Origin of the sequence: Nonomuraea angiospora (assembly GCF_014873145.1) — a bacterium.
GTDB classification, from domain to species: domain Bacteria; phylum Actinomycetota; class Actinomycetes; order Streptosporangiales; family Streptosporangiaceae; genus Nonomuraea; species Nonomuraea angiospora.
Window position 1 is genome coordinate 10,160,588 of sequence record NZ_JADBEK010000001.1, and the last position, 26,796, is coordinate 10,187,383.

Sequence of the window (26,796 nt, forward strand, 5' to 3'; positions counted from 1 at the left end):
TTGCTATGAGCGCCTGATGAGCACGCGGCGATGAAGACGTCAAGTTAGCGACGGTCCGGACGGCATAGCCAGCCTCCCGGGCCGAGTAAGGGAGTGCAGTGGCGAAGGTCCGGGTATACGAGCTCGCTAAGGAGTTCGGCGTAGAGAGCAAGGTCGTCATGGCCAAGCTCCAGGAGATGGGAGAGTTCGTCCGTTCGGCGTCCTCGACCATCGAGGCGCCGGTGGTCCGCAGGCTCACCGAAGCTCTGGGCGCATCGAAGGGTGGGCCCTCCAGAGGCGGCGGACAGCCGTCCAACAGGCCGCAGCCGCCCAAGGCTGCCCCCCGGCCGGCAGAAGGCCAGGCCGGTAACGGCGCCGCGCAGGCGCCGACCCCATCAGCCCCGCGTCCGGGGCCGGGCCCCAGGCCCGGTCCGGGTCCGCGTCCGGGCCCCGCGGGCGGCGGTCAGCCGCGCCCGCCGGTGCCCATGCCTCACCAGCCGCAGCAGCAGCCTGAGGCCGCTCGCGGTGAGACGTCCGGGGCTCCTCAAGCACGGTTCGAGAGCGGCGCGCCCGCGCGCCCGACCCCGGGTCCGCGTCCCGGCCCCAGTGGTGGTGGCGGCGGTGGCGGCGGCGGTCGTCCCGGCCCCAAGCCGGGTCCCGCGCCCCGTCCGGGTCCCAGGGACAGGGACGGTGGCGCCCCGCAGGCGCCGCGTCCCGGCGCGCCCGCCGGCGGCGGTCCCCGCCCCGGTCCGGGTCCCAAGCCGGGCCCGCGTGGTCCGCGCCCCGGTAACAACCCGTTCTCCTCGACCGCCAGCGGCATGGGCCAGTCCCGTCCGCCGCGTCCCGGCGGCGGCCAGCGCGACGGCGGCGGTCCCGACCGCCGCGAGCGCCGCGACGGCCCGCCGCGCGACGGCGCGATGCCGCGCCCGCCGCAGGGCCGCGGTGGCACCGGTGACGCCGGTCCCCGTCCCGGGCCGCGTCCGGGTCCGCCCGGTGCGGGCGGTCCGCGTCCGGGTCCCGGCGCGGGTGGTCCCCGTCCCGGCGGTCCGCGTCCCAACCCGATGATGATGCCGCAGGGTCGTCCTGCCGGTCCCGGCGGTGGCGGCGGTGGCCGTCCCGGTGGCGGTGGCGGCGGCGGTCGTCCCGGCGGTGGCGGCGGTGGCCGTCCCGGTGGTGGCGGCGGCGGCGGTCGTCCCGGTGGTGGCGGCGGCTTCGCCGGTCGTCCCGGCGGCGGTGGCGGCACCGGCCAGCGCACCGGCACCGGTGGTCCCGGTGGCGGCGGTGGCGGCTTCGCCGGTCGTCCCGGTGGCGGCGGTCGTGGTCGCGGTGGCGGCACGGCGGGTGCCTTCGGGCGTCCCGGCGGCCGTCCGGCCCGCGGGCGCAAGTCGAAGCGGCAGAGGCGCCAGGAGTTCGACAACATGTCGGCGCCGGCGATCGGCGGTGTGCAGGTCGCTCGCGGCAACGGCGCGACGATCCGCCTTCCGCGCGGCGCGTCGCTGTCCGACTTCGCCGACCGCATCGGCGCGAACCCCGCCTCGCTCGTGCAGATCATGCTGCACCTCGGCGAGATGGTGACCGCGACGCAGTCGGTGAGCGAGGACACGCTGCAGATCCTCGGCACCGAGCTCGACTACAACATCCAGGTCGTCAGCCCGGAGGAGGAGGACCGCGAGCTTCTCGAGGCCTTCGACATCGAGTTCGGCGAGGACGAGGGCGACGAGGCCGACCTGGCCGCGCGTCCGCCGGTCGTGACCGTCATGGGTCACGTCGACCACGGTAAGACCAAGCTGCTCGACGCCATCCGCAAGACCAACGTGGTGGCGCGCGAGGCGGGTGGCATCACCCAGCACATCGGTGCTTACCAGGTCGCCGCCGAGCACGAGGGCCAGGACCGGAAGATCACCTTCATCGACACCCCGGGTCACGAGGCGTTCACCGCCATGCGTGCCCGAGGCGCCAAGTCCACCGACATCGCGGTGCTGGTGGTCGCGGCCGACGACGGTGTGAAGCCGCAGACGATCGAGGCTCTCAACCACGCCCAGGCGGCCGACGTGCCGATCGTGGTCGCGGTCAACAAGATCGACAAGGAGGGCGCCGACCCCAACAAGGTCCGGGCCCAGCTCACCGAGTACGGTCTGGTGGCGGAGGAGTACGGCGGTTCCACGCTGTTCGTCGACATCTCGGCGAAGAACGGCACGGGCATCGACGACCTCCTCGAGGCCATCCTGCTGACCGCGGACGCCGAGCTCGACCTGCGGGCCAACCCGACGATGGACGCCCAGGGCATCGCGATCGAGGCTCACCTCGACCGTGGCCGCGGCCCCGTCGCGACCGTCCTGGTCCAGCGCGGCACGCTGCGCGTCGGCGACTCGATCGTCTGTGGCGAGGCCTTCGGCCGCGTCCGGGCGCTGCTCGACGACAACGGCGAGCCGGTCGACGAGGCCACGCCGTCCCGTCCCGTCCTGGTGATGGGTCTGACGGCCGTGCCGAGCGCCGGTGACAACTTCATCGTCGTCACCGACGACCGGATGGCCCGCCAGATCGCCCAGCAGCGCGCGGCGCGCAAGCGCAGCGCCGACATGGCGAAGTCGAGCCGTCGCCGCAGCCTCGAGGACATCTTCAAGGACCTCGAGAAGGGCAGCGTCGACGAGCTCAAGCTCATCATCAAGGGTGACGTGTCCGGTTCGGTCGAGGCCCTGGAAGACGCCCTGCTCAAGATCGACGTCGGCGACGAGGTCAGGCTCCGTGTCCTGCACCGCGCGGTCGGCGCGATCACCGAGTACGACGTCAACCTGGCCGTGGCCGACGACAACGCGGTCATCATCGGCTTCAACGTCCGCCCCGAGCCCCGGGCGCGCGACCTGGCCGAGCGCGAGGGCGTCGACATCCGCTACTACTCGGTCATCTACCAGGCGATCGAGGAGATCGAAGCGGCGCTCAAGGGCATGCTCAAGCCCGAGTTCGAAGAGGTCCAGCTGGGCACGGCGGAGATCCGCGCGATCTTCAAGGTGCCGAAGATCGGCAACATCGCCGGTTCGCTGGTCCGCTCGGGCAGGATCGTGCGCAACAGCAAGGCGCGCCTCATCCGCGACGGTGTCGTCGTGACCGACAACCTCACCGTCTCCTCGCTGCGGCGGGAGAAGGACGACGTCACCGAGGTCCGTGAGGGCTTCGAGTGCGGTATCGGCATCGGCTACAACGATCTCAAGGAAGGCGACGTCATCGAAACCTTCGAGATGCGGGAGAAGCCGCGAGACTGACGCGCGGCTCGGCGCCCGGCGGGAGATCCGCCGGGCGCCTCTCGCACGCCCCGGCCTGGTCCCCACCGCAGCAGGCCGGGCGTGCGTTCACCACACGAGGACAAGCGGTGGTGACCAACGATGTATGTGGGTGCTCTGACCCTGGACATCCTGCTGGGCGACGTCAGGTCGCTGAAGCAGAAGCGCTCTGTCGTGCGGCCGCTGATCGCCGAGCTGCAGCGCCGTTATCCCAGCATCGCGGTGGCCGAGACCGGCCATCTCGACCTGCACCGCAGGGCCGAGGTCGGCGTCGCGGTAGTTTCCTCCTCTGCGGGTAACTGCAACGAGATCATGGACGCCTGCGAGCGGATGGTGGCCTTCCGCCCGGAGATCGAGCTGCTGTCGGCCAGGCACCGGCTCTACAACGACGAAGATTGAACGACTGCACGGCCAGGTCGTGCGTGAGGGGGAGCGAACATGGTGGATGCCGCACGAGCGCGGAAGCTCGCCGACCGCATCCAGCAGATCGTCGCCGAGATGCTGGAGCGCCGGATCAAGGATCCGCGCCTGGGCTTCGTCACCGTGACCGACACGCGCGTCACCGCCGACCTGCGCGAGGCGACCGTGTTCTACACGGTGTACGGCTCCGAGGCCGAGCGGTCCGACAGCGCGGCCGCCCTCGAGAGCGCCAAGGGGATCATCCGCTCCGAGGTGGGCCGCCAGACCGGCGTGCGCTTCGCCCCGACGCTGACGTTCAAGCACGACCCGCTGCCCGACTCCGCGCGTCACCTCGACGACCTGATCACCGCCGCCCGGTCCCGGGACGCGGAGGTGGCGCGCCGGGCCGAGACCGCCTCCTACGCCGGCGAGGCCGACCCTTACCGCAAGCCCGAGGAGGGCGAAGCGGACCTGGGCGAGGACGACCAGGCGTGACCCCCGACGTGCGCGACAGAGCGGATCGCCCGTTCCGTGCGGACCCCCGTACGGTCGCCGGCGGGGCGATCCCCGAGGCCGCATGGGACCGGGCCCTGCGGCTGATCGGCCGGGCCGACGAGATCGCGCTGGCCTGTCACGTGACGCCCGACGGCGACGCCCTCGGGTCGATGCTGGCCGTGGGGTTCGTGCTGCGGGCGATGGGCAAGCGGGTCGTCGCGTCGTTCGGCGACCACCACTTCGTGGTGCCGCGGCTGCTGCGCTTCCTGCCCGGCCAGGACATGCTGGTGCCGCCGCAGGACTATCCCGCGGCGCCGGAGCTGATGATCACCTTCGACGTCTCGACGTTCGAACGCCTCGGGCTCCTGCGCGAGAACACCGCCAGGGCCCGCGAGGTCATCGTCGTCGACCATCACCCGTCCAACGAGGGGTTCGGCACGCTCAGCCTCATCGACTCCACGGCCGCCGCGACGGCCGTGCTGGCCGAGCAGCTGATGTACCGGCTCGGCGGGCGGCTCGACCGCGACATCGCCGTCTGCCTCTACACCGGCCTGGTGACCGACACGGGGTCGTTCCGGCACTCCTCGACCACGCCCGCCGTGCACCAGATGGCGGCCAGGCTCGTGGCGACCGGGCTGCGCACCGACGAGATCGCCCGCGAGCTGTGGGACCGTTCCCCGTTCGGCTACCTCAAGGTGCTGGCCGCCGCCCTCGACCGGGCGGCGCTGGAGGACGGGCTGGTCTGGACGTACGTGACGCGGGTCGACCGGGCCGCGCACGGGCTCCCGTACGCGGAGCTCGAAGGCATCATCGACATCGTCCGGCGCACGGACGAGGCCGAGGTCGCGGTCGTGCTCAAGGAGGACGACCAGGGCGACTGGCAGGTGTCCACCCGTTCCAAGGGCAACGCCGACGTCGGGGCCGCGTGTGCGGCCCTGGGCGGTGGCGGGCACCACAACGCGGCCGGTTACACCTCGCACGAGACCGTGGAGGCGACCATGGACGCCTTCCGGCGCGAACTTGGGAAGGTTGGATGGCGGAGAGCGGGCTGATCATCGTCGACAAGCCGGGCGAGTGGACGTCCCACGACGTGGTGGCCAAGATGCGGCGCATCGCGGGCACCCGCCGCGTGGGGCACGCGGGCACGCTCGACCCGATGGCGACGGGCGTGCTGGTGGTCGGCGTGGAGAAGGCCACCAGGCTGCTCGGCCACCTGACGCTGACCGAGAAGGTGTACGAGGCCACGATCAGGCTCGGCGTGAGCACCAACACCGACGACGCCGAGGGCGAGGTCACCGCCACGGCCCCGGCGTCCGGCGTCACGGCGGCCGAGATCCACAAGGGCGTCGCGGCGCTCACCGGGGAGATCATGCAGGTCCCGCCGCAGGTGAGCGCCATCAAGGTCAACGGGCAGCGCGCCTACAAGATGGCCCGCGCCGGCGAAGAGGTCGAGCTGCGGGCCCGGCCCGTCACCGTGCGCTCGTTCGAGGTGCTCGACATCCGGGCGCACGACGACGTCGTGGATGTGGACGCGGTCGTGACCTGCTCCAGCGGCACCTACATCCGGGCGCTGGCCCGCGACCTGGGCGCGGCGCTCGGGGTCGGAGGGCATCTGACGGCGCTGCGGCGCACCCGCGTGGGCCCCTACGGCCTGTCGCTGGCCAGGACCATGGACCAGCTCACCGAGGAGTGCGTGATCCTGCCCATCGGCGAGGCGGTGGCGGCGGCGTTCCCGCGCCGCGACGTGACGGCCGAGGAGGCGCGCGTCATCGGGCACGGGGGGCGGCTGGCGGCCGCCGGGCTGGGCGAGGGGCCGATCGGCGTGTTCGGGCCTGAGGGCGAGCTGCTGGCCCTGGTGGAGGAGCACGGCCGAGTGGCCAAACCCCTCGCCGTCTTCGTCTCCTAGCCCCCTCTGAGGGCCTCGTAAGGGGCTACGCGGGCTTGCGGGCGACGATGATGTCGCGGACGATCGCCTGGTCGACCCAGTGCTCGAAGTCCGGGTAGTCCATCACCTGCAGCCCCGCCCCGTCGAGGATCTGGGCCAGCTCCGCGCTCTTGCCGCCGTAGGTGTTCCACGAGATGCCCATGGCTCCGCCGGGGCGCAGCAGCTCGGCCCAGACGGGCACGGCCTGCCGCAGCAGCTCCATCGGGCTGCGGGACAGGCCGCCGCCGCCCTTGCTGCCGTGCTGGACGCCGTACGGGGTGTCGGTCACCAGGGCGTCGAACGACCGCGGCTTGAAGAAGTCCCTGCTCTTGAGGGTGTCGGCGTTGACGACGGCCAGGTGCTGCACGTCGCCGGCCTTGACCGCCTCCTTCGACAGCCCGAACGTGACGTTGAGCCGCCGCCCGGCCAGGGCCCGCTCGCGCCGCACCGGCACGGTCTCCGCGGTGTGCTTGAGCCGCTTGTTGCGCAGCCAGGTCTTGATGAACCCGGCGTACGCCTCGAAGTCCTTGCCGTCGACGTCGAGCCCGTAGGCGTCGTAGCCGTACATGAGGGCCTGGTTGAGCGTCGTGCCGCGCCCGCACAGCGGGTCGAAGACCGACAGCCGCTCGCCCAGCCCCTTGGCCCCGGCCAGCAGGGTGACGTTGAGCAGCAGCTTGGTGAAGTGCTCGTTGGTCTTGCCGGCGTATTTCTGGATGGTGATCAGGTCGCTGCTCAGCCGATCCAGCGACGACATGGAGAGCGGCCGGAGCAGCTCCCCTTCAACCCCGAAAATCGCATAAACCGAGGAAAGATTCGACAAAAGAGAAATGTCCGGCTGCGTCAGCGGCTCGGAGGTCTCGAACGTCACGTACGGCACGCCGCCGATGGTGGTCTCCTCGCTGGCCAGGATCTTCCCGTCCAGGCCGTACGTGCTGAAGACCGCCAGCTCACTCCTGGTCAGCCGGATGGAGCTCTCTCCGTAGACCCGGTTGAAGGCAGGCAGGATCAGAAGCGCGTAACGAGGCATGATGCCCGATCCTATCGCCCTCGATTGGAGCGAACGGTGACGCGCGTGGCAGGCTTGTGGGGGATTGATCCGCCACGAGCGAATGGGGCCTAGCGTGCAGGGTTCGGGAAGGTCTGTCGTCACCATCGGCGTGTACGACGGGGTCCACCGCGGGCACCGGCGGGTGGTCGAGCGCGCTGTCGCCATCGCCCGCGAGCGGGGGCTGCGCGGCGTGGCCGTCACGTTCGAGCCGCACCCCGACGAGGTCGTGCGGCCCGGGACGCATCCGCTGCGGCTCACCAGCCCCCGGCGCAGGGCCGAGCTGCTGGCCGGGCTGGGGGTGGACGAGATCGACGTGGTGGAGTTCACGCTCGACCTGTCGCGGACGAGCCCGGACGACTTCGTCCAGGCCGTGCTGGCCGAGCGGCTGGCGGCGGGCGTCGTCGTGGTGGGCGAGGACTTCCGGTTCGGCCACGAGGCCGGCGGCGACGTCGAGACTTTGCGGACGCTGGGCGACAAGTACGACTTCGAGGTGGAGGCCGTGCCCCTGCTCGACGCCGTCTCCTCGGCCTCGATCCGCGAGCGGATCGTCGCGGGCGACGTCGAGGGCGCCGGTGAGCAGCTCGGGCGGCCGCACCGGGTGGAGGGCGTGGTCGTACGCGGCTACCAGCGCGGACGCCAGCTCGGCTTCCCGACGGCGAACGTCGAGACCCCCCAGCACACCGCCATCCCGGCCGACGGGGTCTACGCGGGATGGCTGGAGTGCGTGCCGATGGCCAACCTGCCCGCGCTCTACCAGGGGGAGCGGTGGCCGGCGGCGATCTCGGTCGGCACGAATCCGACCTTCGAGGGAGTGCCGCGGACGGTCGAGGCATATGCGCTGGACCGGGATGATCTCGAGCTTTACGGGGTGCACGTCGCGGTCGAATTCCGCGCCCGGCTGCGCGGCAACACGCGATTCGACTCGATCGAGGCGCTGATCGAGCAGATTCACGCCGATGTCGACGCCGCCCGCCGGCTCACGAGCTGAAACCCGCGAAATCGCGACGCGGATGAAGCCCGGAAAGGAGCGTCCGAGCACAGCGCGTGAAGTGGTAACCTTGCATGTCGGCTCAGTAGCGGCGCCGCTGCGCGCTGCCCATGACGGCCTTCACGCGGCGACTGTAGGCACGCACGGTCGTTCGCATCTTTTATCACCGTTCGCGCGTGCCCGTAGCTCAAAGGAGAGCCGTGTCCCTCGACACCGCTGCCAAGAAGTCCATCATCGGAGAATACGCGACGGCCGAAGGCGACACCGGGTCGCCCGAGGTGCAGATCGCACTGCTGAGCAAGCGCATCAGCGAGCTCACCGAGCACCTGAAGACGCACAAGCACGACCACCACAGCCGTCGTGGCCTGCTTCTGCTCGTCGGTCGCCGGCGTCGCCTGCTGAAGTACCTGCAGAAGGTCGACATCCAGCGCTACCGCTCGCTCATCGAGCGGCTCGGCCTGCGCCGATAGCATGAAAGGGAGCGGCGAACGCGCCGCTCCCTTCTCATATGGGTAGAGCCATATGGTCGGATATGTGGCGATGTGGATACGTTGTCACACCTGACCAACAACTGAAGATCCGAGACACACAGCCCCCGCGTCCGTTCAGCACCATGCGACCCGCGACGCCTGCGGGCCGGTCCTCGGTAGTGGCTTCCGGTAGGAATTTGTCAGTGAAATGAGACCGGGCGCTTCGATCGAAGACCGGCGCTGCACCTAACGAGGGTGCCGGTGAGAAAAAGGGCGCGGGAGACCGACCACAAGGAGGTCCCCCGTGGAGGGTGTCCACACCGCTGAAGCCGTCATAGACAACGGCTCTTTCGGCACGCGTACGATCCGGTTCGAAACCGGCCGTCTCGCGCGCCAGGCGGCTGGCTCCGCCGTCGCCTACCTCGACAACGACACGATGGTGCTCTCAGCCACCACCGCGTCGAAGTCCCCGAAGGAGAACTTCGACTTCTTCCCGCTCACCGTCGACGTCGAAGAGCGCATGTACGCCGCGGGCCGCATCCCCGGCTCGTTCTTCCGGCGTGAGGGCCGTCCCTCCGAGGACGCGATCCTCACCTGCCGCCTGATCGACCGGCCGCTGCGCCCGTCGTTCGTCAAGGGCCTGCGCAACGAGATCCAGGTCGTCGCCACGGTGATGGCGCTCAACCCCGACCACCTCTACGACGTGGTGGCGATCAACGCCGCGTCGCTGTCCACCCAGCTCGCCGGGCTGCCGTTCTCCGGCCCGATCGGCGGCGTGCGCGTCGCGCTGATCGACGGCCAGTGGGTGGCGTTCCCGACGCACCACGAGCTGGAGCGGGCCACGTTCGACATGGTCGTCGCGGGCCGCGTGCTCCAGGACGGCGACGTCGCGATCATGATGGTCGAGGCCGAGTCCACCAGGGACACGCTGAAGCTGGTCGCCGAGGGGGCCGTCGCGCCCACCGAGGAGACCGTCGCGCAGGGCCTGGACGCCGCCAAGCCGTTCATCAAGGTGCTGTGCGAGGCCCAGTCGCGCATCGCGCAGGTCGCGGCCAAGGAGACGGCCGAATACCCGGTCTTCCTCGACTACCAGGAGGACGTCTACGCCGCGGTCGAGGCCGCGGTGAAGACGGAGCTGGCCGCCGCGCTGACCATCGCGGGCAAGCAGGAGCGCGAGAACGAGCTGGACAAGGTCAAGGCGCTGGCCGCCGAGAAGCTCCTGCCCGAGTTCGAGGGGCGCGAGAAGGAGATCTCCGCCGCGTTCCGCTCGGTGATGAAGAAGCTCATGCGCGAGCGGGTCGTCAACGAGGGCATTCGCATCGACGGCCGCGGCACCAAGGACATCCGCGCCCTGTCGGCCGAGGTCCACGTGGTGCCCCGCGTGCACGGCTCGGCGCTGTTCGAGCGCGGCGAGACCCAGATCCTGGGCATCACCACGCTCAACATGCTGCGCATGGAGCAGGTCATCGACACGCTCAACCCTGAGCGGACCAAGCGCTACATGCACAACTACAACTTCCCGCCCTACTCCACCGGTGAGACCGGTCGGGTGGGCTCGCCCAAGCGCCGCGAGATCGGTCACGGCGCGCTGGCCGAGCGGGCGCTGATCCCGGTGCTCCCGACCCGCGAGGAGTTCCCGTACGCCATCCGCCAGGTCTCCGAGGCGCTCGGCTCCAACGGCTCCACCTCGATGGGCTCGGTCTGCGCCTCCACGATGGCGCTGCTGGACGCGGGCGTGCCGCTCAAGGAGATGGTCGCGGGCATCGCGATGGGCCTGATCGGCGAGGGCGACACGTACGTCACCCTGACCGACATCCTCGGCGCCGAGGACGCCATGGGCGACATGGACTTCAAGGTCGCCGGCACCAAGGACGTCATCACCGCCCTGCAGCTCGACACCAAGCTCGACGGCATCCCCGCGAGCGTGCTCGCGGGCGCGCTCAAGCAGGCCAAGGGCGCGCGCCTGGCGATCCTCGACGTGATGCAGGAGGCGATCAACTCTCCGGCGGAGATGAACCCGACCGCGCCGCGCATCATCACCATCAAGGTCCCGGTCGACAAGATCGGCGAGGTCATCGGCCCGAAGGGCAAGATGATCAACCAGATCCAGGACGACACGGGCGCCGAGATCACCATCGAGGACGACGGCACGATCTACATCGGCGCCACCGACGGCCCGTCGGCCGAGGCGGCCCGTTCGGCGATCAACGCCATCGCCAACCCGCACATGCCGGAGGTCGGTGAGCGCTACATCGGCACGGTCGTCAAGATCGCGGCCTTCGGCGCGTTCGTCTCGCTCCTGCCCGGCAAGGACGGCCTGCTGCACGTCTCCCAGATCCGCAAGCTGCACGGCGGCAAGCGCATCGAGAACGTCGAGGACGTCATGAGCGTCGGCGAGAAGATCCAGGTCGAGATCGCCGAGATCGACGCCCGGGGCAAGCTCTCGCTGGTGCCCGTCGAGGTCATCGAGAAGGAGGCCGCGGAGAAGGAGGCGAAGGCAGCCGCCGCGCCCGCCGAGGGTGGCGACGACACCGAGGCCCCGCAGGCCGAGGAGGCCGCCGAGGAGAAGTCGGAGCGCCCCCGCCGCACCCGCACCCGCGTCCGCACCCGCGGCAGCAACGCCGACGGGGACGACCGGAACTCGTGAGCGAGCGAAGCGAGGGAACCATCAAACGCAGCACGCTGCTCACGGGGCCGACGAAGGAGGCCCCGTGAGCACCACCACGTTGCATCCCGGCCGGGACGGGGCCGGGGTGGTGAGGCGCACCGTCCTCCCAGGTGGGCTGCGCGTGGTGACCGAGACCATGCCGACCGTGCGTAGCGTCGCGGTCGGCATGTGGGTCGGCATCGGCTCGCGTGACGAGGCCCCCGAGCACATGGGGGCCACCCACTTCCTCGAACACCTGCTGTTCAAGGGCACCCCCACGCGCGACGCCATGGAGATCTCCGCCTCCATCGAGGGCATCGGCGGTGAGATCAACGCCTTCACCGCCAAGGAGTACACGTGCTACTACGCGCGCGTGCTCGACGAGGACCTGCAGATCGCGGTCGACGTGCTGGCCGACGTGGTGACCAGCTCGCTGGTCACCGAGGAGGACGTCGAGTCCGAGCGCGGCGTGATCCTCGAAGAGATCGCCATGCACGACGACGACCCTTCTGACGTGGTGCACGAGCAGTTCGCCGCCGCGCTCTACGGCGACTCGGCCATCGGCCGGCCCATCCTGGGCACGGTCGAGTCGATCAACGCCCTCGGGCGCGAGCGGATCGCCGAGTACTACCACCGCTACTACCGGCCCCGCCGCACGGTCGTGTCCGTCGCGGGCAACATCCGGCACGAAGAGGTCGTCGAGCTGGTCACCAGGGCGTACGAGCGGGCGGGCGCGCTGGGCGGCCCGGCCGAGTTCGCGCCGCCGCGCACCAGCGGTCCCGGGGCCGAGCTGCGCTCCGGCGTGCGGGTGCTCGACCGGCCGACCGAGCAGGCCAACCTGGTGCTCGGCACGACCGGCCTGTCCCGTACGGACGACCGCAGGTTCGCGCTGGGCGTGCTCAACGCGGCCCTGGGCGGCGGCATGTCGTCCCGCCTCTTCCAGGAGATCAGGGAGAAGCGCGGCCTGGCCTACTCCGCCTACAGCTACACCTCCGCCTACGCCGACACCGGCCAGTTCGGGATCTACGTGGGCTGCCTGCCGTCGAAGATCGACGACGTGCTCAAGATCTGCCGGGACGAGGTGTCCAGGGTGGTGGCCGACGGCCTGAGCGCCGACGAGATCATGCGCGGCAAGGGGCAGATGCGCGGCGGGCTCGTGCTCGGCCTGGAGGACACCGGCTCGCGCATGTCGCGCATCGGCAAGAACGAGCTCGTCTACGACGAGCTGATGTCGGTGGACGAGGTGCTGGCACGCATCGAGGCGGTCACTCCCGACGAGATCGACGAGGTGGCGCGGGACGTGCTCAAGCGGCCGCTCACGCTCGCCGTGATCGGCCCGTACGGTGACAAGGACTTCACCGAGGCCGTCCGCCCGTGAGGACGAACCCGCCACATGGGTCCCCTGCGGTCCCATGGGCGGGTTTTCCCGCTGGTATAGGGTTGGCCCTGTGATCAGGGTTGGTGTACTGGGCGCCCGTGGGCGCGTCGGCGTCGAGGTGTGCAAGGCGGTCGAGGCGGCCTCCGACATGGAGCTGGTGGCCGCGATCGACAAGGACGACCCCATCGAAGGGCTCGAAGGCGCCGAGGTGGTGGTCGACTTCACCCATCCCGATGTCGTCATGGGCAACCTCGAATGGGCGATCCGGCACGGCATCCACCCGGTGGTGGGCACGACCGGGTTCGACGAGGGGCGGCTGGAGACCGTGCGCGGCTGGCTGGCCGAGTCGCCGGGCGCCCACTGCCTTATCGCGCCCAACTTCGGCATCGCGGCCGTGCTCATGATGCACTTCGCGCAGCAGGCGGCCCGCTACTTCGAGTCGGTCGAGATCGTCGAGCTGCACCACCCCAACAAGGCCGACGCGCCGTCCGGCACGGCCCGCCGCACGGCGGAGCTGGTCTCCGAGGCGCGCGCCAAGGCGGGGGTCGGCCCGATGCCCGACGCCACGAGCACCGCGCTCGACGGCGCCCGCGGGGCCGACGTCGGGGGCGTCCACGTGCACGCCGTGCGGCTGTCCGGCCTCATCGCGCACCAGGAGGTGCTGCTGGGCGGTGAGGGCGAGATCCTCACCATCCGGCACGACACGATGACCAGGGCGTCGTTCACGCCGGGCGTGCTGCTCGGGGTGCGCCGCGTACGCGAGCTCCCCGGCCTCACCGTGGGCCTCGAACCGCTCCTCGACCTCTGACCTTCCCGGCCTCGGCAGGGGCCGCACACGACGTGCCCACAACCGTACGGTCGTGGGCACGTCGTGAGGAGAGGGGCCCCGGCTCCGCACAGCCGGGCCTTACGATCATCAACATTAAAATATGAGCGGCGGGATCCGGCTCCACCATGAGATCGTGTCGGCATGGTGCGATGGGCCGAGGCAGGTGAGCTCCCCGGGCTGACCGCGATCGAGCTGGCGGCGGACAAGCTCTTCGAGCAGGTGGACATCGTTTTCCCGCCCGGCACCACCATGATCGAAGAGGTCGGCGACCCCCTCAGGGTGCTGGTCGAGGGCACGCCGCCGACGGGGTTCGCGCTGATCGGATGGGTGGACGGCAACCTGCATCTGGAGCAGCTCGCCGTGCATCCCGGCCACATGCGCCAGGGCATCGGCGGGCGGCTGGTCGCGGCGGTGCTCGACCACGCGCGGGCCGCCGGGGCGCCGGCCGTGACGCTGACGACCTACCGCGACGTGCCCTGGAACGCGCCGTGGTACACACGGCACGGCTTCTCGGTGCTGGCCGAGGAGGACTGGGGCCCGGAGCTGCGCGCGCTGGTGGAGCACGAGCGGGAGCTGGGGATCGAGATCGCGCCCCGCGTGGTGATGCGCCACTAGCCGGGAGCCGTGATCAGGGATGCCGTCGTCAGGGGCCGCCGTGCTCGGGAGTGTGGCGCTTCCCTGCCGCTCTGGTCAGGGGCGTGGCGCGCGGTTGGCGGCGAACCAGGCGGCGGCGTAGTCGACGGCGGCGACCAGCGGGAACAACCGGCCCCGCGCCGCGCCGACCGGGCCACACCGTACGTCACCGGCCCGCTCGAAGTCGGCCCCCAGCCGCGCGAAGTCGCTGTCGTCCACCTGCACGTCCTCGAACTCGCACCACGCCCGCCCCTCCCCGTCGTCCACCACCGCGCGGTAGCCGCGGCGCGGCGGATCCGGGCGGTAGCGGTATTCGGCCAGGTGAAACGCGGTGCACTTGTCGTAGCCGACACCGAGCAGCAGGACGAGGGCGCCGGCCTCGTAGAGCCTGGCCAGCGGGGACCGCTCGCCCAGGAGACAGTCGCGGGCGTGGTCGCCGGTGATGCGCGCCGCCTGCGGGCCCACCGCGGCGAAGGACGTCTGCGGGTGGGCGCTGCGACGGGCGTCCGGCGAGGTGCGTACGCACTCGGGGATCCGGCCCATCCGTACGGACGGGGTGGAGCCGGGGTCGTAGGCGGGCATCCTCGACCGGAAGGCCTCGGCCTCCTCGGCCGTCATCCCGGCCACGGCGGCCCGGTAGGCGGGGGAGGTGTCGGAGTTGGCCGAGGTGCCGGTGGGCACCGTGAGCGTGCCGTCCGGCCCCAGCGACTCCCTGAGCGCGGCGACCACGGTGTGCTCCCCGCCCTCGACCCGGCCGATGCTGCTGAGCGAGGAGTGCAGCAGCACCACCTGCCCCGGCTCGACGCCCAGAGCGGCGAAATCCCGCCTCAGACGGGCATGATTCACCATGGGGAACGGCGTCAGCCGGCGGCGGCGAGGTAGGCGTCCACCTCGGCCAGGTAGGCGTCCTTGAGGTGCCGGGGGAGCCAGGTGATCTCGAAGGCGTTGCGTTCGAGCCGGGCCAGCTCCTCGCGGTTCAGCTGGAGCGCGCCCTGCAGCGCCTCGAGGTTTTCCCCCACGTAACCCGCGAAATAGGCGGGGTCGTCGGAGTTGATCGTCACGCGCACGCCCAGGTCCATCAGCCTGCGGATGCCCTCGGCCTTCATCGAGTCGGTGACGTAGCCGTTGGAGATCGGGCAGCAGGTCAGCCCCATGCCTCGCTCCAGGACGACCTCCACGAGCCGCTGGTCCTCCAGGATGTTGACGCCGTGGTCGATGCGGTTGACGCCGATGTCCTCGACGGCCTGGCGAATGTGCTCGATCGAGTTTTCCTGGTCGACGTCGCAGTGCATGGTCAGGAGATAGCCCTCCTGCCTGGCACGCTCGTACACCGCCGCGAACTTGACCGGCGGGTTGCCCTTCTCGTCGGAGTCGAGCCCGACGCCCACGATCCACTCCTTGTACGGCAGCGACTCCAGCAGCGTCGCCATCGCGTATTCGGCCTGGAAGTCACGCAGGAAGCACATGATGAGCTGCGCCCGCACCCCGAGCCGCGCCTCCGCGTCCATCAGCGCCCGCCGCAGCCCGCGGATCACCACGTCGAACGGCACGCCGCGCGAGGTGTGGGCCTGCGGGTCGAAGAAGATCTCGGCGTAGCGGACGTTCTGCTCGGCGGCCTTGCTCAGGTAGGCCATGGCCAGGTCGTAGAAGTCGGGCTCGGTGCGCAGGACCTGCATGCCCTCGTAGTAGACCGTGAGGAACGACGGCAGGCTGTCGAAGGCGTAGGCCGCACGCATCTCCTCGACGGACGAGTACGGCAGCTCCAGGCCGTTGCGCCCGGCCAGCTCGAACTTGAGCTCGGGCTCCAGCGTGCCCTCGATGTGCAGATGCAGCTCGCACTTGGGCAGCCCCGCGATGAAGTCCTTCACAGGCCCAAGCTTAGAAGACGATCGCCAGCCCCACGGCGAACAGGAGCCCGTACGCCATCTGCAGCTTGCCCGTCTGCTGCAGCACCGCGATCAGCGCGGGGCCCACGGCCTTGCCCAGCACGGTCCTGATCGGGCTGACCGCCAGCGGCGCGGCCAGCAGCACGAGCGCGGCCCACGGCGTCACCGCGACCATCGCCAGCGCCACCACGAACGGCACCACCTGGCAGGCCACATAGAGCGCGCGGGTGCGCTCGGCCCCCAGCACCACGGCCAGCGTGCGCTTGCCGGCCTGGCCGTCCGTGCCGACGTCGCGCAGGTTGTTGACCACGAGCATCGAGCACGAGAGCAGCCCCACCGGGATCGAGGCGAAGAACGCCGGCCAGCTCAGCGACTCGGTCTGCACATATGCCGTGCCCACCACGGGGACGACCCCGAAGAAGACGAACACGGCGATCTCGCCCAGCCCGCGGTAGCCGTACGGGCGCTTGCCGCCGGTGTAGAACCAGGCGGCGGCGATGCACGCCGCTCCCACCAGCAGGATCCACCACGCCCGCGTGACGACGACCAGGATCAGCCCCAGCACCGCCGCGACCGCGAAGCAGCCCAGCGCGGCCACCAGCACGTCACGCGGGCTCGCCGCGCGCGAGCCCACCAGCCGCATCGGGCCGACCCGCTGGTCGTCGGTGCCGCGGACGCCGTCGCTGTAGTCGTTGGCGTAGTTGACGCCGATCTGCAGCGACAGCGCCACCAGCAGCGCCAGCACCGCCCGCCACCACACGAAGCCGCCCTCGCCGATCGCCACGCCCGTGCCCACCATGACGGGCACGACGGCGTTGGGGAGAGTGCGCGGGCGGGCGCCCGCGATCCACTGGGCAGGGGTTGCCATGTCTGTCGTTCGTCCTCTAGCTGATGTCCGTCGTGAGCCTGATCATCCGGATCGGACGGCCCATGTCGAGCACGCGTTCGGCCATGTCCTCGCCCCAGCCGGCCGACTCCAGGAAGCCCAGCACCGCGTAGTTGTCGGCGAACACCCAGGTGACGATCTGCCGGAAGCCGTCCTCACGCAGGTAGTCGACGGTCGCGTTGAGCAGCCGGCTGCCGTGGCCCCGGCGTACGAAATCGGGGTCGACCAGCAGCGTCAGCATCTCGGCCACCACGGTGGGATCCAGGTCGGGATCCTCGGCGGGAGCGTGGGAGGCCAGCCCCACCACGCGTTCGCCACCCCGGGGGGTGGTCAGGGCGGCGCTGCCGCCCGCGCCGAGGGCGGGAAAGCCCTCGGTGTCGAGGATGGTCTCCACCGCCACCAGGACCCGGTGCCTGGGGGTGGGCGGGGCCACGATCGCCTCGTCCCACTGGCGCAGCCACATCTTCTCGGCCGCCGCGCCTGTCATCTGCTCGAGTGGCCCCTCGGGGAGGAAATCCCGATAGCCGTAACGCCAGGCGCGGATCTGACAATTCGCAACCTGGAGCACATCCTCGCGCCGGGCCGCCCGGACGCCTACGTCTGCCATCTCGGCCCGCTCCTTCGCCTGCCGTCCATGCCACAAGGCACGAGTTACACCGTATCGGTGTTTGACCCTTGGAGACGACGCGAACCCCTCTTCGCCGCCGATCTCGCCCAGAGCTTCATCAGCCGGTCCGGGTCACCTCGGCCGCCGCCCGGGCGAGTCGCCGTACCCCTTCGTGCAACTCGGCCAGATGGGCGGCGGCGATGTGCGTCACCCGGATCCTCGGCCCCGGCGGCTCCGACGGGTAGTACAGCCTGCCGGGACTCACCAGCGCGCCGTTCCGCCTGGCCGCCTCGACCAGCGCGTTCTCGTCGACCTCGGCGGGCAGGCGCACCCACAGGTGCATCCCGCCGATGGGCAGCAGGTGCACCTCCGCCTGCGGCAGGTGGGTGGCCAGCGCGGCCGCGAGGGCGTCGCGCCTGGTCCTGATCTCGCTGTGCACCGCCGCCAGATGTCGCTGCCAGGCCGGCGACCCCACGAACTCCAGCGCCGTCTCCTGCAGCGGCCGCGCCACGAAGAACGACTCCACGAGCTGGCTCGCCCGCAGCCGGTGCCCGGCGGGCCCTCTGGCGATCACGGCCGCGACCCGCATGCTCGGCGACAGGATCTTCGTCAGCGATCTCACGTGGACGACGGTGCCGTGCTGGTCCATGGAGGCCAGGGACGCCGGCGCCTGCTCGGTCAGGTAGCGCGCGAAGTCGTCCTCGACCACGAACGCCCCCGCCGCCCTGGCCACCTGCAGCACCTGCTCCCTGCGCTCCACCGGCAGGGTGGCCCCCGTCGGGTTCTGCAGGGTGGGCTGGCAGAAGAAGACCCTTGCCCCCGTGACGGCGAACGCCTCGGCCAGCAGCTCAGGGCGTACGCCGTCCCGGTCGACGGGCACGGCCGTGGGCCGCAGCCCCGCCGCCCTGGCCGCCGCGAGCGCGCCCGGGTAGGTGGGCGTCTCGACCAGCACCGGCGTGCCCGGAGCCGCCAGCGCCCGGAACGCATGAGTGAGCGCCGCCTGCCCGCCGCTCACGATCAGCGCGTCGGCGGCGGTCACGTCGCCCCCGGTCTGCCTCGCGAACCACCTGCGCAGCTCCTGAAGCCCCGCCAGGGGCGGCATGGCCCACGCGTCCGGCCTGCGCACCGCCCGCGCCGCCGCGGCCCCCAGCTGCTTGTCAGGCCGCAGGCCCGCCGGCAGATACCCGCCGGTGAGGGGCACGACCCCGTCGGCCGCCGCCCCCAGCAAAGTCGCCACGGGCTCCTCGTCGACCACCCGGTCCCCGAGCGCCACGGTCTGCCACGAGAGATCGACCGCCTCCTGCGCGGCGGCCACCTGAGGGGTCACGAACACCCCGCTGCCGGGCCGCGCGACCACCCTGCCCTCGGCGGCCAGCTGCCCGATGGCCCTGGACACGGTGACGGGGGAGACGTTGTGCCGCCGCATGATCTCCCGGCTGGACGGCAGCCGAGCCCCGGGGCCCAACCGGCCGGCCTCTTCGCGCAGTATCGCGGCGATCTGGGCGATACTGCTATCGTTGTCCATGAAGAGACAGAATAGCGCTACTGCTCCTGACGGAGTAGCACTCCCTCCCGTCATGGATCGCGCCGCGCAGGGCACCTCCCTGGCTTTCCTGGGCGTTCTGGCCTTCTCCGGCTCCCTCCCCGCCACCGTCTTCGCGATGGAAGGCTTCCACCCATGGCTCGTGGCAATCGGACGCGCCGCCATAGCCGGATTTATTGCCCTGACCTGCCTTAAAGCCGCAAAAATCGCCATAATTCCGGAAAGGCGCGACTGGCCGGCGTACGGTCTCATCTCCCTGGGCGTGGTCTTCGGGTTTCCCGTCTTCAGCGGCCTGGCCCTGGCCCTGGGCGCCAGCACGTCGCACGCCGCCGTCGTGGTCGCCCTCCTCCCGGCCGCCACCGCCGCCTGCGCCGTCCTCAGGGCGGGAGAACGTCCCCGTCTCCTGTTCTGGGTGGCCTGCGCGGCGGGCGCCCTGGCCATCACGGCCTTCACCCTCACCCAGAACCAGGGCACACCCACCTGGCCCGACCTGCTCATGGTGGGCGCCCTGCTGTCGGCCGCGATCGGCTACACGGAGGGCGGTCGGCTGTCCAGGCGGACCCCGGGCTGGCAGGTCATCTCCCACACCCTCGTCCTCTCGCTGCCCCTCACCGTCCCCGTGACCGTCGCGCTGGCCCTGCTCACGCCCATCACCCCGACCCCCCACGCGCTGGCGGGCTTCGCGTACGTGTCGCTGATCTCGATGTTCCTCGGTTTCATCCCCTGGTACGCGGGCCTGGCGCGCGGCGGCATCGCCAGGGCCGGGCAGACGCAGCTCACCCAGCCGCTCCTCACCCTGCTCTGGGCCTGGTTCCTGCTGGGGGAGCGGTTCGGTCCGGCCACGGTGGCCGCCGCGCTGGCCGTGCTCGTGTGCGTGGCCGTCACTCAGCGTGCCCGTACTTGAAAGGCGTGACGCCTGCACGCAGGATGGGGGAGGAGGTGTCACAACAATGGCGGACCTCACGATCCCAGAGGGCGGCTTCTGGCCCGCGCCGGAGATCCCGCAGCCCAACATCTATCCCATGGAGTGGCGGGTAGAGACCGAGAAGCTCGCCGCGATCTACGAAAAGTCCAAGCGCGTGGTCTGGAACCCGGCCGACCTGCCCTGGGACGGCCTGGACCCGGACGACTTCACCCGGGAGCAGCGGCTGGGAATCATGTACTGGTTCGCGGTCCTGGCGAACTTCGACGCCTCGGGCCCGGCGGTGTTCGCCCGCGCCACGATCCAGGCCTTCGAAAAGCACGAGGAGGACCCGGTCAGGAAGTGCTTCTTCTCGATCACCCGTGACGAGATGAACCACGAGGAATGCTGCCAGCGCACCATCGCCAAACTGTGGCCCGGCGGCCCGCTCGACTGGACCCCGTCTGACGATCTCGAAAGGGCCGCCCACAACAACATCGGCTGGCTCTACCACAATGGCGGTCGCTACTGGACCGGCTACAACTCCGCCGTCGGCAAATATTCGCTGCCGGTCCTCTTCACCAGCTTCATGATGGGGGAAATGGCGGCCTCGACGCTGTTCAGAGGAATGTCGTCGGGCACTCATCATCCGGTCTTCAGCGAGATGTTCCAGCGAATAGGCAGGGACGAGTCCCGTCATCTGCAAATCTGCATGACCATTCTGGAGAACGAATGGCCGGGGCTCACCGACGAGACCCGCACCCTCATCACCCGCCAGCTCAGAGCGGGCTTCGTGTTCCTCAGCATGATTCTGTGGGAGCCGCCCGGGGGTTTCTGGGACTTGCCGCCGTACTTCCTGCCCAACCATCGCGTTCTCATGGACCACGCCAGGCAGGCGGGGCTGGGCGTGCTGTCGTACGAGGAGCAGGCGGAGAACTGGCGCGTGGCCATGGCCCGGATCCGCGCGATCGTGGAACGCTGGGGCATCGCCTTCCCCGCCATTCCCGAGCTGGACCTGGAAGGCGTGGAGGTGGACTTCATCGATCCGGAGGACATCATCCCGGTCTTCTAATATGCGTCCTATGTGGCCACGCATCGACGGACTCAGGGTTCTGGAGTTGGGCACGCCCGGCGAGTTCCGTACCGAGTTGACCGACCTTGCTCTGGCGGGCGAGAAAACGGCCACGGCCGGTCTGCTGCCCCTCGACTACCACGCCGAGGGCGAGGAGGTGGAGCACGTCGGCGAGCGCCTGGTCCTCGTGGACGACACGGGTGCGCGGGTGGCCGAGATAGAGATGACGCGGGTGGAGCTGACCCCGTTCGCGGCGGTCACCTGGGAGTTCGCCCAGGCCGAAGGCGAGGGTTTCCGCTCGGTGGAGCACTGGCGCGAGGGCCACCGCCGCTACTGGAAAAGCCAGGGCTACGAGGTGGACGACTCGACCACGGTGGTGTGCCTGTGGTTTCGCGTCGTGGATCAGGAAGGCGGCCGGCGCTCCTCGGGCGCGACGTAACTGCCGCGGTGCGGGATGGTGAACACCCATCCCTGCTCCCGCAGCAGCGCTATGGCCCGCCGTACGGTCTCACGGGCGGCGCCGTACTGGCGCACCAGCGTCACCTCGCGCGGCAGCGGCCGGTGCGCGGGCAGCTCGCCGGCCTGGATGCTTGCCCTGAGCTCGTCGGCGATCTGCCGGTAGAGCGGAATCTGCTCGGCCCCTTCGCCGGGGGAGCTGACGAACGTGCCCTCGCCCTGGCGAGTGTGGACCAGCCCTTGGTTGCGCAGCACCCGAATCGCCCGGCGCGCGGTGGTCCGGGCCACCCGGAACTCCCGCTGGATCCCCGCCTCGCTGATCACGAGATCCCCCGGGGAGAGTCCGCCGGTTATGCGTGACTTGAGGACTTCGCTGATCTGAAGATAGAGGTACGTGTCACCCGAGCGATCCAACACGTCTCGATGATATACAAGCAGCCTGACATAAGAGGGTGATTAAGAATCCCTATTCCTGGGCCACTTTTCCGGCTCATTCACAAAAGTGCCCCTATAAGGGACGGTGAACACCCATCCCTGCTCCCTGAGATGCGCCACCGCCTGCCGCACCGTCACCTTGGCGACGCCGTATTGCCGCATCATCACTTTCTCGCCGGGAATGGCCCGGTTCGGCGAGATCTCGCCCTGGACGATTCGCGCGGAGACCTCCGTGGAGATCTGCTGATACAGCGGCACCTTCCTGGGCGAGCGCGGCGTCCCCGGCCGGCCGACGAACGTCCCCTCACCCTGAATGGTGTGCGCCAGTCCCTGCTCGCGCAGTTCCCGAGCCACCCGCCGGGCCGTGGTGCGCGCGATGTCGTAATCCTTCTCGAGCGTCGCCTCACTGGGCACAGGATCGCCGGCTTTGAGTTCACCCCGCTCGATCTGATCGCGCACGAGGTCGGCGACCTGCTTGTAGATAGGCACGGGCCCTTCGCGATCTAACACGGTACGGATCGTAGACGAAACCGTACAGACCTGCACAAGGAAAACGTCTAGTGGAAGGGTGGATACGTGCTCTAAACATACGGACCCGGTATGAAGCGAGAACCGACAGCTATCCGAGGGTTACGTCCCGTCGACGGGCCGGCTGCCGTGTCCTCCCGAGTCGCCACGCATCGCCTTACCCGCCCATCAACAGAAAACCGACGACTCGGGATCGCACTCCCATGGAATCGAAGGAACTCAACTGAGCCACGGCGACTCACTGTCAGCGCGCACTCACCGGTAGCGGCACTTACCAGTAGTGGAGATTCAGCGGTAGTGGGAACTCGCCGGTAAGGGGGCTTACCGACAGTAGGCGCTCGCTGGCGCAGGGCTTACGGTCAGCCACTGCGACTCGGGCGGGCAGCCGGGGGAGAAGATCCCTTCCCCTGGCCGCCCTCGTAGGAGCGAAGATCGATTCCCTCGGTCGCCGTCACATCGGCCCGCCCCCCGCCCCGACATCACTCACTGGGTCCACACAGGCTCCGGCGACCTCCCCCGCCCAGTGAGACGCCGCACTTACCCAAGCGCGCAGCGGAGGAGCACGCAGAGCCACCACAATAGGCATCCGGTCGACATTGCCGAAGAGGGGCGGTGGGATCGGCTATCGGGCGCTCTCGCGCACGGGCCACTTCTCAGGCTCATTCACATAAGTCCCTCTATAAGGGACGGTGAACACCCAGCCCTGCTCCCTGAGATGAGCAATGGCCTTCCGGACCGTGACCTTGGCAACCCCATGCCGCAGCATCAAGGTCGCATCGCTCGCTATCAAACAGTTCGGCCGGAGCTTACCGCGCCTGATTTTCCCGGCAATATCATGAGCGATGTCCAGATAGAGAGCCCTCTTCGGCTTTATCCGAGGAATGCCGGTAGGCCCGACAAAAGTGCCTTCACCTTGAACGGTGTGGACAAGACGACGCTGGCGCAGCTCCCGGACAACGTTACGTGCGGTTGATCGCGCGACACCGAACCTCGCCTCCAGCGCCGCCTCGCTCGGCACGGCCTCGCCGGCTCTCAGCCGCCCGCCGTCGATCTGCTCCTGGATCGCGTCGGCAATCTGGACGTAGATCGGGACCGGCCCGTCGCGGTCGAGCATGCCCACAGCGTAGACGTCTGGATACAAGCAGGCGAGCACAGTCAGGCCTGGGGCCACGACTCCTTCGGCGACACGTAACTGCCTCGCTGCGCGACCGTGTAGATCCACCCTTGCTCCCGCAGGAGCGCCATGGCGCGTCGCACGGTCTCCCGGGCCACGTCGTACTGCTCCACCAACGCCGACTCACCCGGTATGGAGCGCCGCGGCAAGAAACGTCCCTCCTTGATCTGCTCGGCGATGTCCGTTGCGATCTGTTGGTACAGAGGGACTTTCCGCTGCTTACGAGGCGCTTCGTCTGGCCCGCCGACAAAGGTCCCTTCGCCCTGAACGGTGTAGATGAGCCCTTCCTCGCGAAGTACGTGCACCGCCCGCCGGGCAGTGGTCCTTGCGACGCCGAACTCCTGCTGAATGTCCGCCTCGCTCGGCACCGGGTGCCCGGATGCGAGACCGGAGACTCGTTGCCGAAGGATCTCGGCGATCTGGAGGTAGATGTGGGTGTCCCCGTCATAGTCGAGCACGCCTGCAACTTAGACCAACAGGCGCAAGACCTCCCATATCGTTCTGTCTTTATAGACAGATCACCCCTACCTACTAGACGAGAGGAGACAACCAGACGTTATGCTGAAGCCATGTCCAAGCCCCTCGACTGGCCCTGCTGTGAGATTTCCGTCCATGTCCCGGACCCACTGCCCGGTCACGTGGTCATCAGCTGGAATCCCGCGTCGCCCCACGCCGCACGTGTGCGAGTCCGGGACTACACGTGCGCTTGTATGCCGACGTTCTACGAGCTGTGCCAGAGCGGCGGCCAGTTCTTCATCCGCCGGACTCGTCGCCTTCGCCAGAAGACGGTGATCCACGAAAGCCCCTGGACCACTCACGCAAGGGCGCTGGCTACCTGGACCAGCCTGCTGGACGGGGCTGTAGGAACAACGGCTCGGTCTGTCTTAGGCGATGACGGAGAGTTAGGCCAAGAGGATGCGGTGGCGGATTCTCTGAACCTATTGTCGATCTTGGAGGGTTCTGATCCAAGGAGTCAGTGCTCGCGACGGATGGTGGGGCTTGGAAGGTCCACCACGGCTTGCGCCGCTCGAAGTGGCCGAGGAACTCCTCCCATTCCTCGGCGGTCGGAAGCCGATATTCCTCGCTGGGCGCAGGCTGCGGGGCCGGGCAAGGAATGCCAGGTGTGCCTGGATCGATTCCTCGGGATAGATCGCCTTGTAGCCCATCGTGACGTTGATGTCGCGGTGCCCGGCGATCACTTGGGCGATATGCGGTGGCAGGCCATTGAGGATGGCATCGGTGATGAACAGTCTGCGGAAGTCGTGGGGCGTGTAGTTCAGTGGCCTGCCATCGATCGGATCGATCAGGCCGGTGTCGGCCAGGGCTGCCTGGATCATCTTGCGGATCGTCCCGTGACTGATCGCCCGGCTCTCGGCGCCGAACCTGCGCTGGAACAGCACCGGGCGGGCGGCCGCCATATGCACTCGTGTGATCTGCGCACGCTTGCCGTCCTGCAGGGGGTCCGGCCTTGGCCCAGCAGGCGCTATGCCCTGCCACCTCTTTCAGGACGGCCTCACCGAAGTTGTGCCACAGGTGCCACCGGGCAGCGACCTGGATGGCATCCGGCAGCGCGCGGCGGATCGCTTCGGCGTAGGCCCCTGAGCCGTCCCGGCATACCACCTGCACGTCGGGATGGGCACGCAGCCTGGCCTCCAAGGACGTCGGTGATCAGGCATCCAGGACGTCGGCGGTGCGGCGGATGGATTCCACGGCGAACGCGGCGGTGTCGTGGTGCAGTGCCGACGTTGACCTGGCCGCTATCGGCGCTCAGGTCGAAAATGCCGTGCGGGATGGCCTCGTCCGTCGCTCCACGCCCTACGGATGGGGCTCCGGTCGCCTGCCACAGGCATCGGGAGAGTGGACAGGTGTCCGGTTCGCGCTTTGGCCGCCGAGCGCGCGAACCGGACACCCTAGGTGATGGCACACGCAGGAGCCATCGGGGGCGCACCTTGCGACCCCAGGCGACGCGCCTGCCCGAACGCCCGCCGAAGGGCGCCGGGCTTCGCCTGGGATCGGTGCGAGTGACGGGCATGGCCCCGAGCCCTCCGGAGGCAAGGGACCATGCCGCTGCGAGTAATGGCCGGCTGACGTCCGTAACGGCCTACCCGCGGTATTAGATTCTCATGGCCGTCACTTGGAAAACTGCAGTTCGGCGCTATACACAGGATGATTCCCTTTGGTGTTCGGTGGGTTTATGGTCCCTAGAGGAATCGATTTATGTAGGGATTCGCCGCCAGGCGGCGTCCGTGATGATCAGGTGGTCGAGCAGTCGTAGCCCCACCGTCTCGGCAGCCCGGACGAGCTGGGCCGTGGCCTCGAGGTCGGATCGGCTCGGTTCGAGGGAGCCGGCCGGGTGGTTGTGGGCGAGGCCGAACAGGGCCCCGCTCGCGGTGAGCACCTCCGTGATCACCTCCCGGATCGGCACCACTGTGTGGTCGGACGCGCCTTCGGTCAGGATCGAATGCTTCAGCACCCTGCCACGGGTGTCGCACACCACCAGGACGAGCCGCTCCTGTTTGCGGCCCCGGAGCAGCGGGGCGCAGTGATTGGCGAGGTCGGAGGTGCTGGTGATCCGCTCGCGCTCCGGCCACGCGTCCGCACGGCGTACGAGATGAAAGGCCGCGGCGACTCGCGCGGCCTTGGCGGGGCCTATCCCGGGCACGGCGAGTAACCGATGCGGGTCCGAACGGCGGAGGCCATCGAGATCTCCGCAGTGCTTGATCACCTGGCTGGCCAGATCCAGGGCACTCGACCCGCGAAATCCCGAGCCGAGCAGCACGGCCAGCAGCTCGCGGTCCGCCAGCGCGGCGGCGCCGCTGGACATGAGCCGTTCGCGTGGCCGGTCGCTCTTGGGCAGATCTTTGACTCGCATCGGCAACCTCCGCGACCGTTGTATCAGCGCGCACCGACAATCTCTGACCTGCGCTTTTACCGGAATCCGGCGTTTGCCGCCGGATGGGGGAAAGGTGTCAGTCCGGCGCGCGGTCGGCCTCGGTGATCAAGGCCGGGGCGACCGCCTCGTCCCGTCTGGGTGGCGATTTCGTACGGTGACATCGGCCGCCCGTTCTCCAGCCCCACGTGATCGCCTGTGCGAACATCCCGCCACCAGGCCACTCGACGAGGGAGCGGGTCCAGGTGCTGGGCGACCATGTTCGAGCGCGAAGACGGCATCCTCGCCGCGAACCACGGGCTACCCTTCTCGCCGAGCAATGCACCGTACAAACGCTGATGTTCGGCGAC

Annotated in this window: 26 protein-coding genes and 1 pseudogene; 14 read left to right on the plus strand and 13 right to left on the minus strand. The window is 69.5% G+C overall.

The window, feature by feature from the left end; genetic code table 11:
• Nucleotides 1-98 precede the first annotated feature (98 nt).
• The 5 genes from infB (at nucleotide 99) to truB (ending at nucleotide 6,057) form a co-directional block, all read left to right on the plus strand.
• The gene (gene infB / locus H4W80_RS46925) at nucleotides 99-3,239 is read left to right on the plus strand and encodes a translation initiation factor IF-2 (protein ID WP_192790971.1); all 3,141 of its coding nucleotides are present in this window, start codon (nucleotides 99-101) and stop codon (nucleotides 3,237-3,239) included.
• Between the two features lie 120 nt (nucleotides 3,240-3,359).
• Nucleotides 3,360-3,656, plus strand: coding sequence for a DUF503 domain-containing protein (locus H4W80_RS46930; RefSeq protein ID WP_192790972.1), 297 nt, complete (start codon nucleotides 3,360-3,362; stop codon nucleotides 3,654-3,656).
• A gap of 39 nt (nucleotides 3,657-3,695) precedes the next feature.
• Complete coding sequence (gene rbfA / locus H4W80_RS46935; protein ID WP_192790973.1) at nucleotides 3,696-4,151, plus strand: 30S ribosome-binding factor RbfA; 456 nt, start codon at nucleotides 3,696-3,698, stop codon at nucleotides 4,149-4,151.
• Nucleotides 4,148-5,203 (plus strand): DHH family phosphoesterase, encoded by a 1,056-nt coding sequence (locus tag H4W80_RS46940; RefSeq protein WP_192790974.1) that lies wholly within the window; start codon nucleotides 4,148-4,150, stop codon nucleotides 5,201-5,203. Before rbfA ends, H4W80_RS46940 begins: the two co-directional genes overlap by 4 nt.
• Nucleotides 5,185-6,057: a tRNA pseudouridine(55) synthase TruB gene (truB, locus tag H4W80_RS46945; protein WP_192790975.1), complete on the plus strand. Its 873-nt coding sequence runs from the start codon at nucleotides 5,185-5,187 to the stop codon at nucleotides 6,055-6,057. The genes H4W80_RS46940 and truB overlap by 19 nt, the downstream gene beginning before the upstream one ends.
• Nucleotides 6,058-6,082: 25 nt before the next feature.
• On the opposite strand, the gene H4W80_RS46950 is transcribed toward truB, so the two are convergent.
• A complete protein-coding gene (locus tag H4W80_RS46950) occupies nucleotides 6,083-7,102 on the minus strand; it encodes a TRM11 family SAM-dependent methyltransferase (protein WP_192790976.1) in 1,020 nt (339 codons plus the stop codon).
• 82 nt (nucleotides 7,103-7,184) lie between these two features.
• Between H4W80_RS46950 and H4W80_RS46955 the strand changes: the two genes are divergently transcribed.
• The 6 genes from H4W80_RS46955 to H4W80_RS46980 all read left to right on the plus strand — a co-directional run bounded on the left by H4W80_RS46955 (nucleotide 7,185) and on the right by H4W80_RS46980 (nucleotide 14,050).
• Nucleotides 7,185-8,111 carry a bifunctional riboflavin kinase/FAD synthetase gene (locus H4W80_RS46955; RefSeq protein WP_192790977.1) on the plus strand — a complete coding sequence of 309 codons (927 nt, stop codon included), beginning with the start codon at nucleotides 7,185-7,187 and terminating at the stop codon, nucleotides 8,109-8,111.
• A 200-nt stretch (nucleotides 8,112-8,311) separates the two neighbouring features.
• A complete protein-coding gene (rpsO, locus tag H4W80_RS46960; protein WP_185071789.1) occupies nucleotides 8,312-8,581 on the plus strand; it encodes a 30S ribosomal protein S15 in 270 nt (89 codons plus the stop codon).
• 304 nt (nucleotides 8,582-8,885) lie between these two features.
• Nucleotides 8,886-11,228, plus strand: a complete 2,343-nt coding sequence (locus tag H4W80_RS46965) for a polyribonucleotide nucleotidyltransferase (protein ID WP_192790978.1) — start codon at nucleotides 8,886-8,888, stop codon at nucleotides 11,226-11,228.
• Nucleotides 11,229-11,292: 64 nt separating this feature from the next.
• Nucleotides 11,293-12,606 (plus strand): M16 family metallopeptidase, encoded by a 1,314-nt coding sequence (locus tag H4W80_RS46970; RefSeq protein WP_192790979.1) that lies wholly within the window; start codon nucleotides 11,293-11,295, stop codon nucleotides 12,604-12,606.
• A 70-nt stretch (nucleotides 12,607-12,676) separates the two neighbouring features.
• Entirely contained in the window at nucleotides 12,677-13,414 is a 738-nt protein-coding gene (gene dapB, locus H4W80_RS46975; RefSeq protein WP_318787381.1) for a 4-hydroxy-tetrahydrodipicolinate reductase, read from the plus strand.
• Nucleotides 13,415-13,576: 162 nt separating this feature from the next.
• Nucleotides 13,577-14,050, plus strand: coding sequence for a GNAT family N-acetyltransferase (locus H4W80_RS46980; protein ID WP_192790981.1), 474 nt, complete (start codon nucleotides 13,577-13,579; stop codon nucleotides 14,048-14,050).
• A gap of 75 nt (nucleotides 14,051-14,125) precedes the next feature.
• Here the strand turns inward: H4W80_RS46980 and H4W80_RS46985 are convergent, their stop codons facing one another.
• The 5 genes from H4W80_RS46985 to H4W80_RS47005 form a co-directional block, all read right to left on the minus strand.
• The gene (locus H4W80_RS46985; protein ID WP_192790982.1) at nucleotides 14,126-14,917 is read right to left on the minus strand and encodes an AAC(3) family N-acetyltransferase; all 792 of its coding nucleotides are present in this window, start codon (nucleotides 14,915-14,917) and stop codon (nucleotides 14,126-14,128) included.
• Nucleotides 14,918-14,928: 11 nt separating this feature from the next.
• A complete protein-coding gene (locus H4W80_RS46990) occupies nucleotides 14,929-15,936 on the minus strand; it encodes an adenosine deaminase (RefSeq protein ID WP_192790983.1) in 1,008 nt (335 codons plus the stop codon).
• Nucleotides 15,937-15,946: 10 nt separating this feature from the next.
• Entirely contained in the window at nucleotides 15,947-16,822 is an 876-nt protein-coding gene (locus H4W80_RS46995; protein WP_192790984.1) for a 1,4-dihydroxy-2-naphthoate polyprenyltransferase, read from the minus strand.
• 16 nt (nucleotides 16,823-16,838) lie between these two features.
• Nucleotides 16,839-17,447 (minus strand): GNAT family N-acetyltransferase, encoded by a 609-nt coding sequence (locus H4W80_RS47000; RefSeq protein ID WP_192790985.1) that lies wholly within the window; start codon nucleotides 17,445-17,447, stop codon nucleotides 16,839-16,841.
• A 118-nt stretch (nucleotides 17,448-17,565) separates the two neighbouring features.
• Nucleotides 17,566-18,972, minus strand: coding sequence for an aminotransferase-like domain-containing protein (locus H4W80_RS47005; RefSeq protein ID WP_192790986.1), 1,407 nt, complete (start codon nucleotides 18,970-18,972; stop codon nucleotides 17,566-17,568).
• Nucleotides 18,973-19,024: 52 nt separating this feature from the next.
• On the opposite strand from H4W80_RS47005, the gene H4W80_RS47010 reads away from it, so the two are divergent.
• From H4W80_RS47010 to H4W80_RS47020, 3 genes are read left to right on the plus strand one after another with little or no spacing between them, the layout of a single operon-like run.
• Complete coding sequence (locus tag H4W80_RS47010) at nucleotides 19,025-19,894, plus strand: DMT family transporter (RefSeq protein WP_225964048.1); 870 nt, start codon at nucleotides 19,025-19,027, stop codon at nucleotides 19,892-19,894.
• Between the two features lie 46 nt (nucleotides 19,895-19,940).
• Nucleotides 19,941-20,963, plus strand: a complete 1,023-nt coding sequence (locus H4W80_RS47015; protein ID WP_192790988.1) for a hypothetical protein — start codon at nucleotides 19,941-19,943, stop codon at nucleotides 20,961-20,963.
• A gap of 10 nt (nucleotides 20,964-20,973) precedes the next feature.
• A complete protein-coding gene (locus tag H4W80_RS47020; protein ID WP_192790989.1) occupies nucleotides 20,974-21,402 on the plus strand; it encodes an ASCH domain-containing protein in 429 nt (142 codons plus the stop codon).
• Here the strand turns inward: H4W80_RS47020 and H4W80_RS47025 are convergent.
• From H4W80_RS47025 to radC, 7 genes and pseudogenes are all read right to left on the minus strand, one after another.
• Complete coding sequence (locus tag H4W80_RS47025) at nucleotides 21,366-21,836, minus strand: GntR family transcriptional regulator (RefSeq protein WP_192790990.1); 471 nt, start codon at nucleotides 21,834-21,836, stop codon at nucleotides 21,366-21,368. The two genes, H4W80_RS47020 and H4W80_RS47025, sit on opposite strands and share 37 nt — an antisense overlap.
• Nucleotides 21,837-21,875: 39 nt before the next feature.
• Nucleotides 21,876-22,364, minus strand: coding sequence for a GntR family transcriptional regulator (locus H4W80_RS64030; protein ID WP_318787382.1), 489 nt, complete (start codon nucleotides 22,362-22,364; stop codon nucleotides 21,876-21,878).
• Between the two features lie 640 nt (nucleotides 22,365-23,004).
• The gene (locus H4W80_RS47035) at nucleotides 23,005-23,496 is read right to left on the minus strand and encodes a GntR family transcriptional regulator (protein ID WP_192790991.1); all 492 of its coding nucleotides are present in this window, start codon (nucleotides 23,494-23,496) and stop codon (nucleotides 23,005-23,007) included.
• Nucleotides 23,497-23,537: 41 nt separating this feature from the next.
• Entirely contained in the window at nucleotides 23,538-24,014 is a 477-nt protein-coding gene (locus H4W80_RS64035) for a GntR family transcriptional regulator (protein WP_192790992.1), read from the minus strand.
• A gap of 480 nt (nucleotides 24,015-24,494) precedes the next feature.
• A complete protein-coding gene (locus tag H4W80_RS47045; protein ID WP_225964049.1) occupies nucleotides 24,495-24,974 on the minus strand; it encodes a site-specific integrase in 480 nt (159 codons plus the stop codon).
• 40 nt (nucleotides 24,975-25,014) lie between these two features.
• Nucleotides 25,015-25,212, minus strand: a pseudogene (locus H4W80_RS64810) (transposase); the annotation flags it as partial.
• A gap of 559 nt (nucleotides 25,213-25,771) precedes the next feature.
• Nucleotides 25,772-26,428, minus strand: a complete 657-nt coding sequence (radC, locus tag H4W80_RS47055; RefSeq protein ID WP_192790993.1) for a RadC family protein — start codon at nucleotides 26,426-26,428, stop codon at nucleotides 25,772-25,774.
• Nucleotides 26,429-26,796 lie beyond the last annotated feature (368 nt).

Excerpts from the sequence above, each read along its gene's own strand:
- H4W80_RS46930 (WP_192790972.1), top strand. The coding sequence starts at position 3,360 with ATGTATGTGGGTGCTCTGACCCTGGACATCCTGCTGGGCGACGTCAGG.
- rbfA (WP_192790973.1), top strand. The coding sequence starts at position 3,696 with ATGGTGGATGCCGCACGAGCGCGGAAGCTCGCCGACCGCATCCAGCAG.
- truB (WP_192790975.1), top strand. The coding sequence starts at position 5,185 with ATGGCGGAGAGCGGGCTGATCATCGTCGACAAGCCGGGCGAGTGGACG.
- H4W80_RS46950 (WP_192790976.1), bottom strand. The coding sequence starts at position 7,102 with ATGCCTCGTTACGCGCTTCTGATCCTGCCTGCCTTCAACCGGGTCTAC.
- H4W80_RS46955 (WP_192790977.1), top strand. The coding sequence starts at position 7,185 with ATGGGGCCTAGCGTGCAGGGTTCGGGAAGGTCTGTCGTCACCATCGGC.
- H4W80_RS46980 (WP_192790981.1), top strand. The coding sequence starts at position 13,577 with ATGGTGCGATGGGCCGAGGCAGGTGAGCTCCCCGGGCTGACCGCGATC.
- H4W80_RS46985 (WP_192790982.1), bottom strand. The coding sequence starts at position 14,917 with ATGGTGAATCATGCCCGTCTGAGGCGGGATTTCGCCGCTCTGGGCGTC.
- H4W80_RS46995 (WP_192790984.1), bottom strand. The coding sequence starts at position 16,822 with ATGGCAACCCCTGCCCAGTGGATCGCGGGCGCCCGCCCGCGCACTCTC.
- H4W80_RS47000 (WP_192790985.1), bottom strand. The coding sequence starts at position 17,447 with ATGGCAGACGTAGGCGTCCGGGCGGCCCGGCGCGAGGATGTGCTCCAG.
- H4W80_RS47005 (WP_192790986.1), bottom strand. The coding sequence starts at position 18,972 with ATGGACAACGATAGCAGTATCGCCCAGATCGCCGCGATACTGCGCGAA.
- H4W80_RS47010 (WP_225964048.1), top strand. The coding sequence starts at position 19,025 with ATGGATCGCGCCGCGCAGGGCACCTCCCTGGCTTTCCTGGGCGTTCTG.
- H4W80_RS47015 (WP_192790988.1), top strand. The coding sequence starts at position 19,941 with ATGGCGGACCTCACGATCCCAGAGGGCGGCTTCTGGCCCGCGCCGGAG.
- H4W80_RS47020 (WP_192790989.1), top strand. The coding sequence starts at position 20,974 with ATGTGGCCACGCATCGACGGACTCAGGGTTCTGGAGTTGGGCACGCCC.
- H4W80_RS47035 (WP_192790991.1), bottom strand. The coding sequence starts at position 23,496 with ATGCTCGACCGCGACGGGCCGGTCCCGATCTACGTCCAGATTGCCGAC.
- H4W80_RS47045 (WP_225964049.1), bottom strand. The coding sequence starts at position 24,974 with ATGGCGGCCGCCCGCCCGGTGCTGTTCCAGCGCAGGTTCGGCGCCGAG.
- radC (WP_192790993.1), bottom strand. The coding sequence starts at position 26,428 with ATGCGAGTCAAAGATCTGCCCAAGAGCGACCGGCCACGCGAACGGCTC.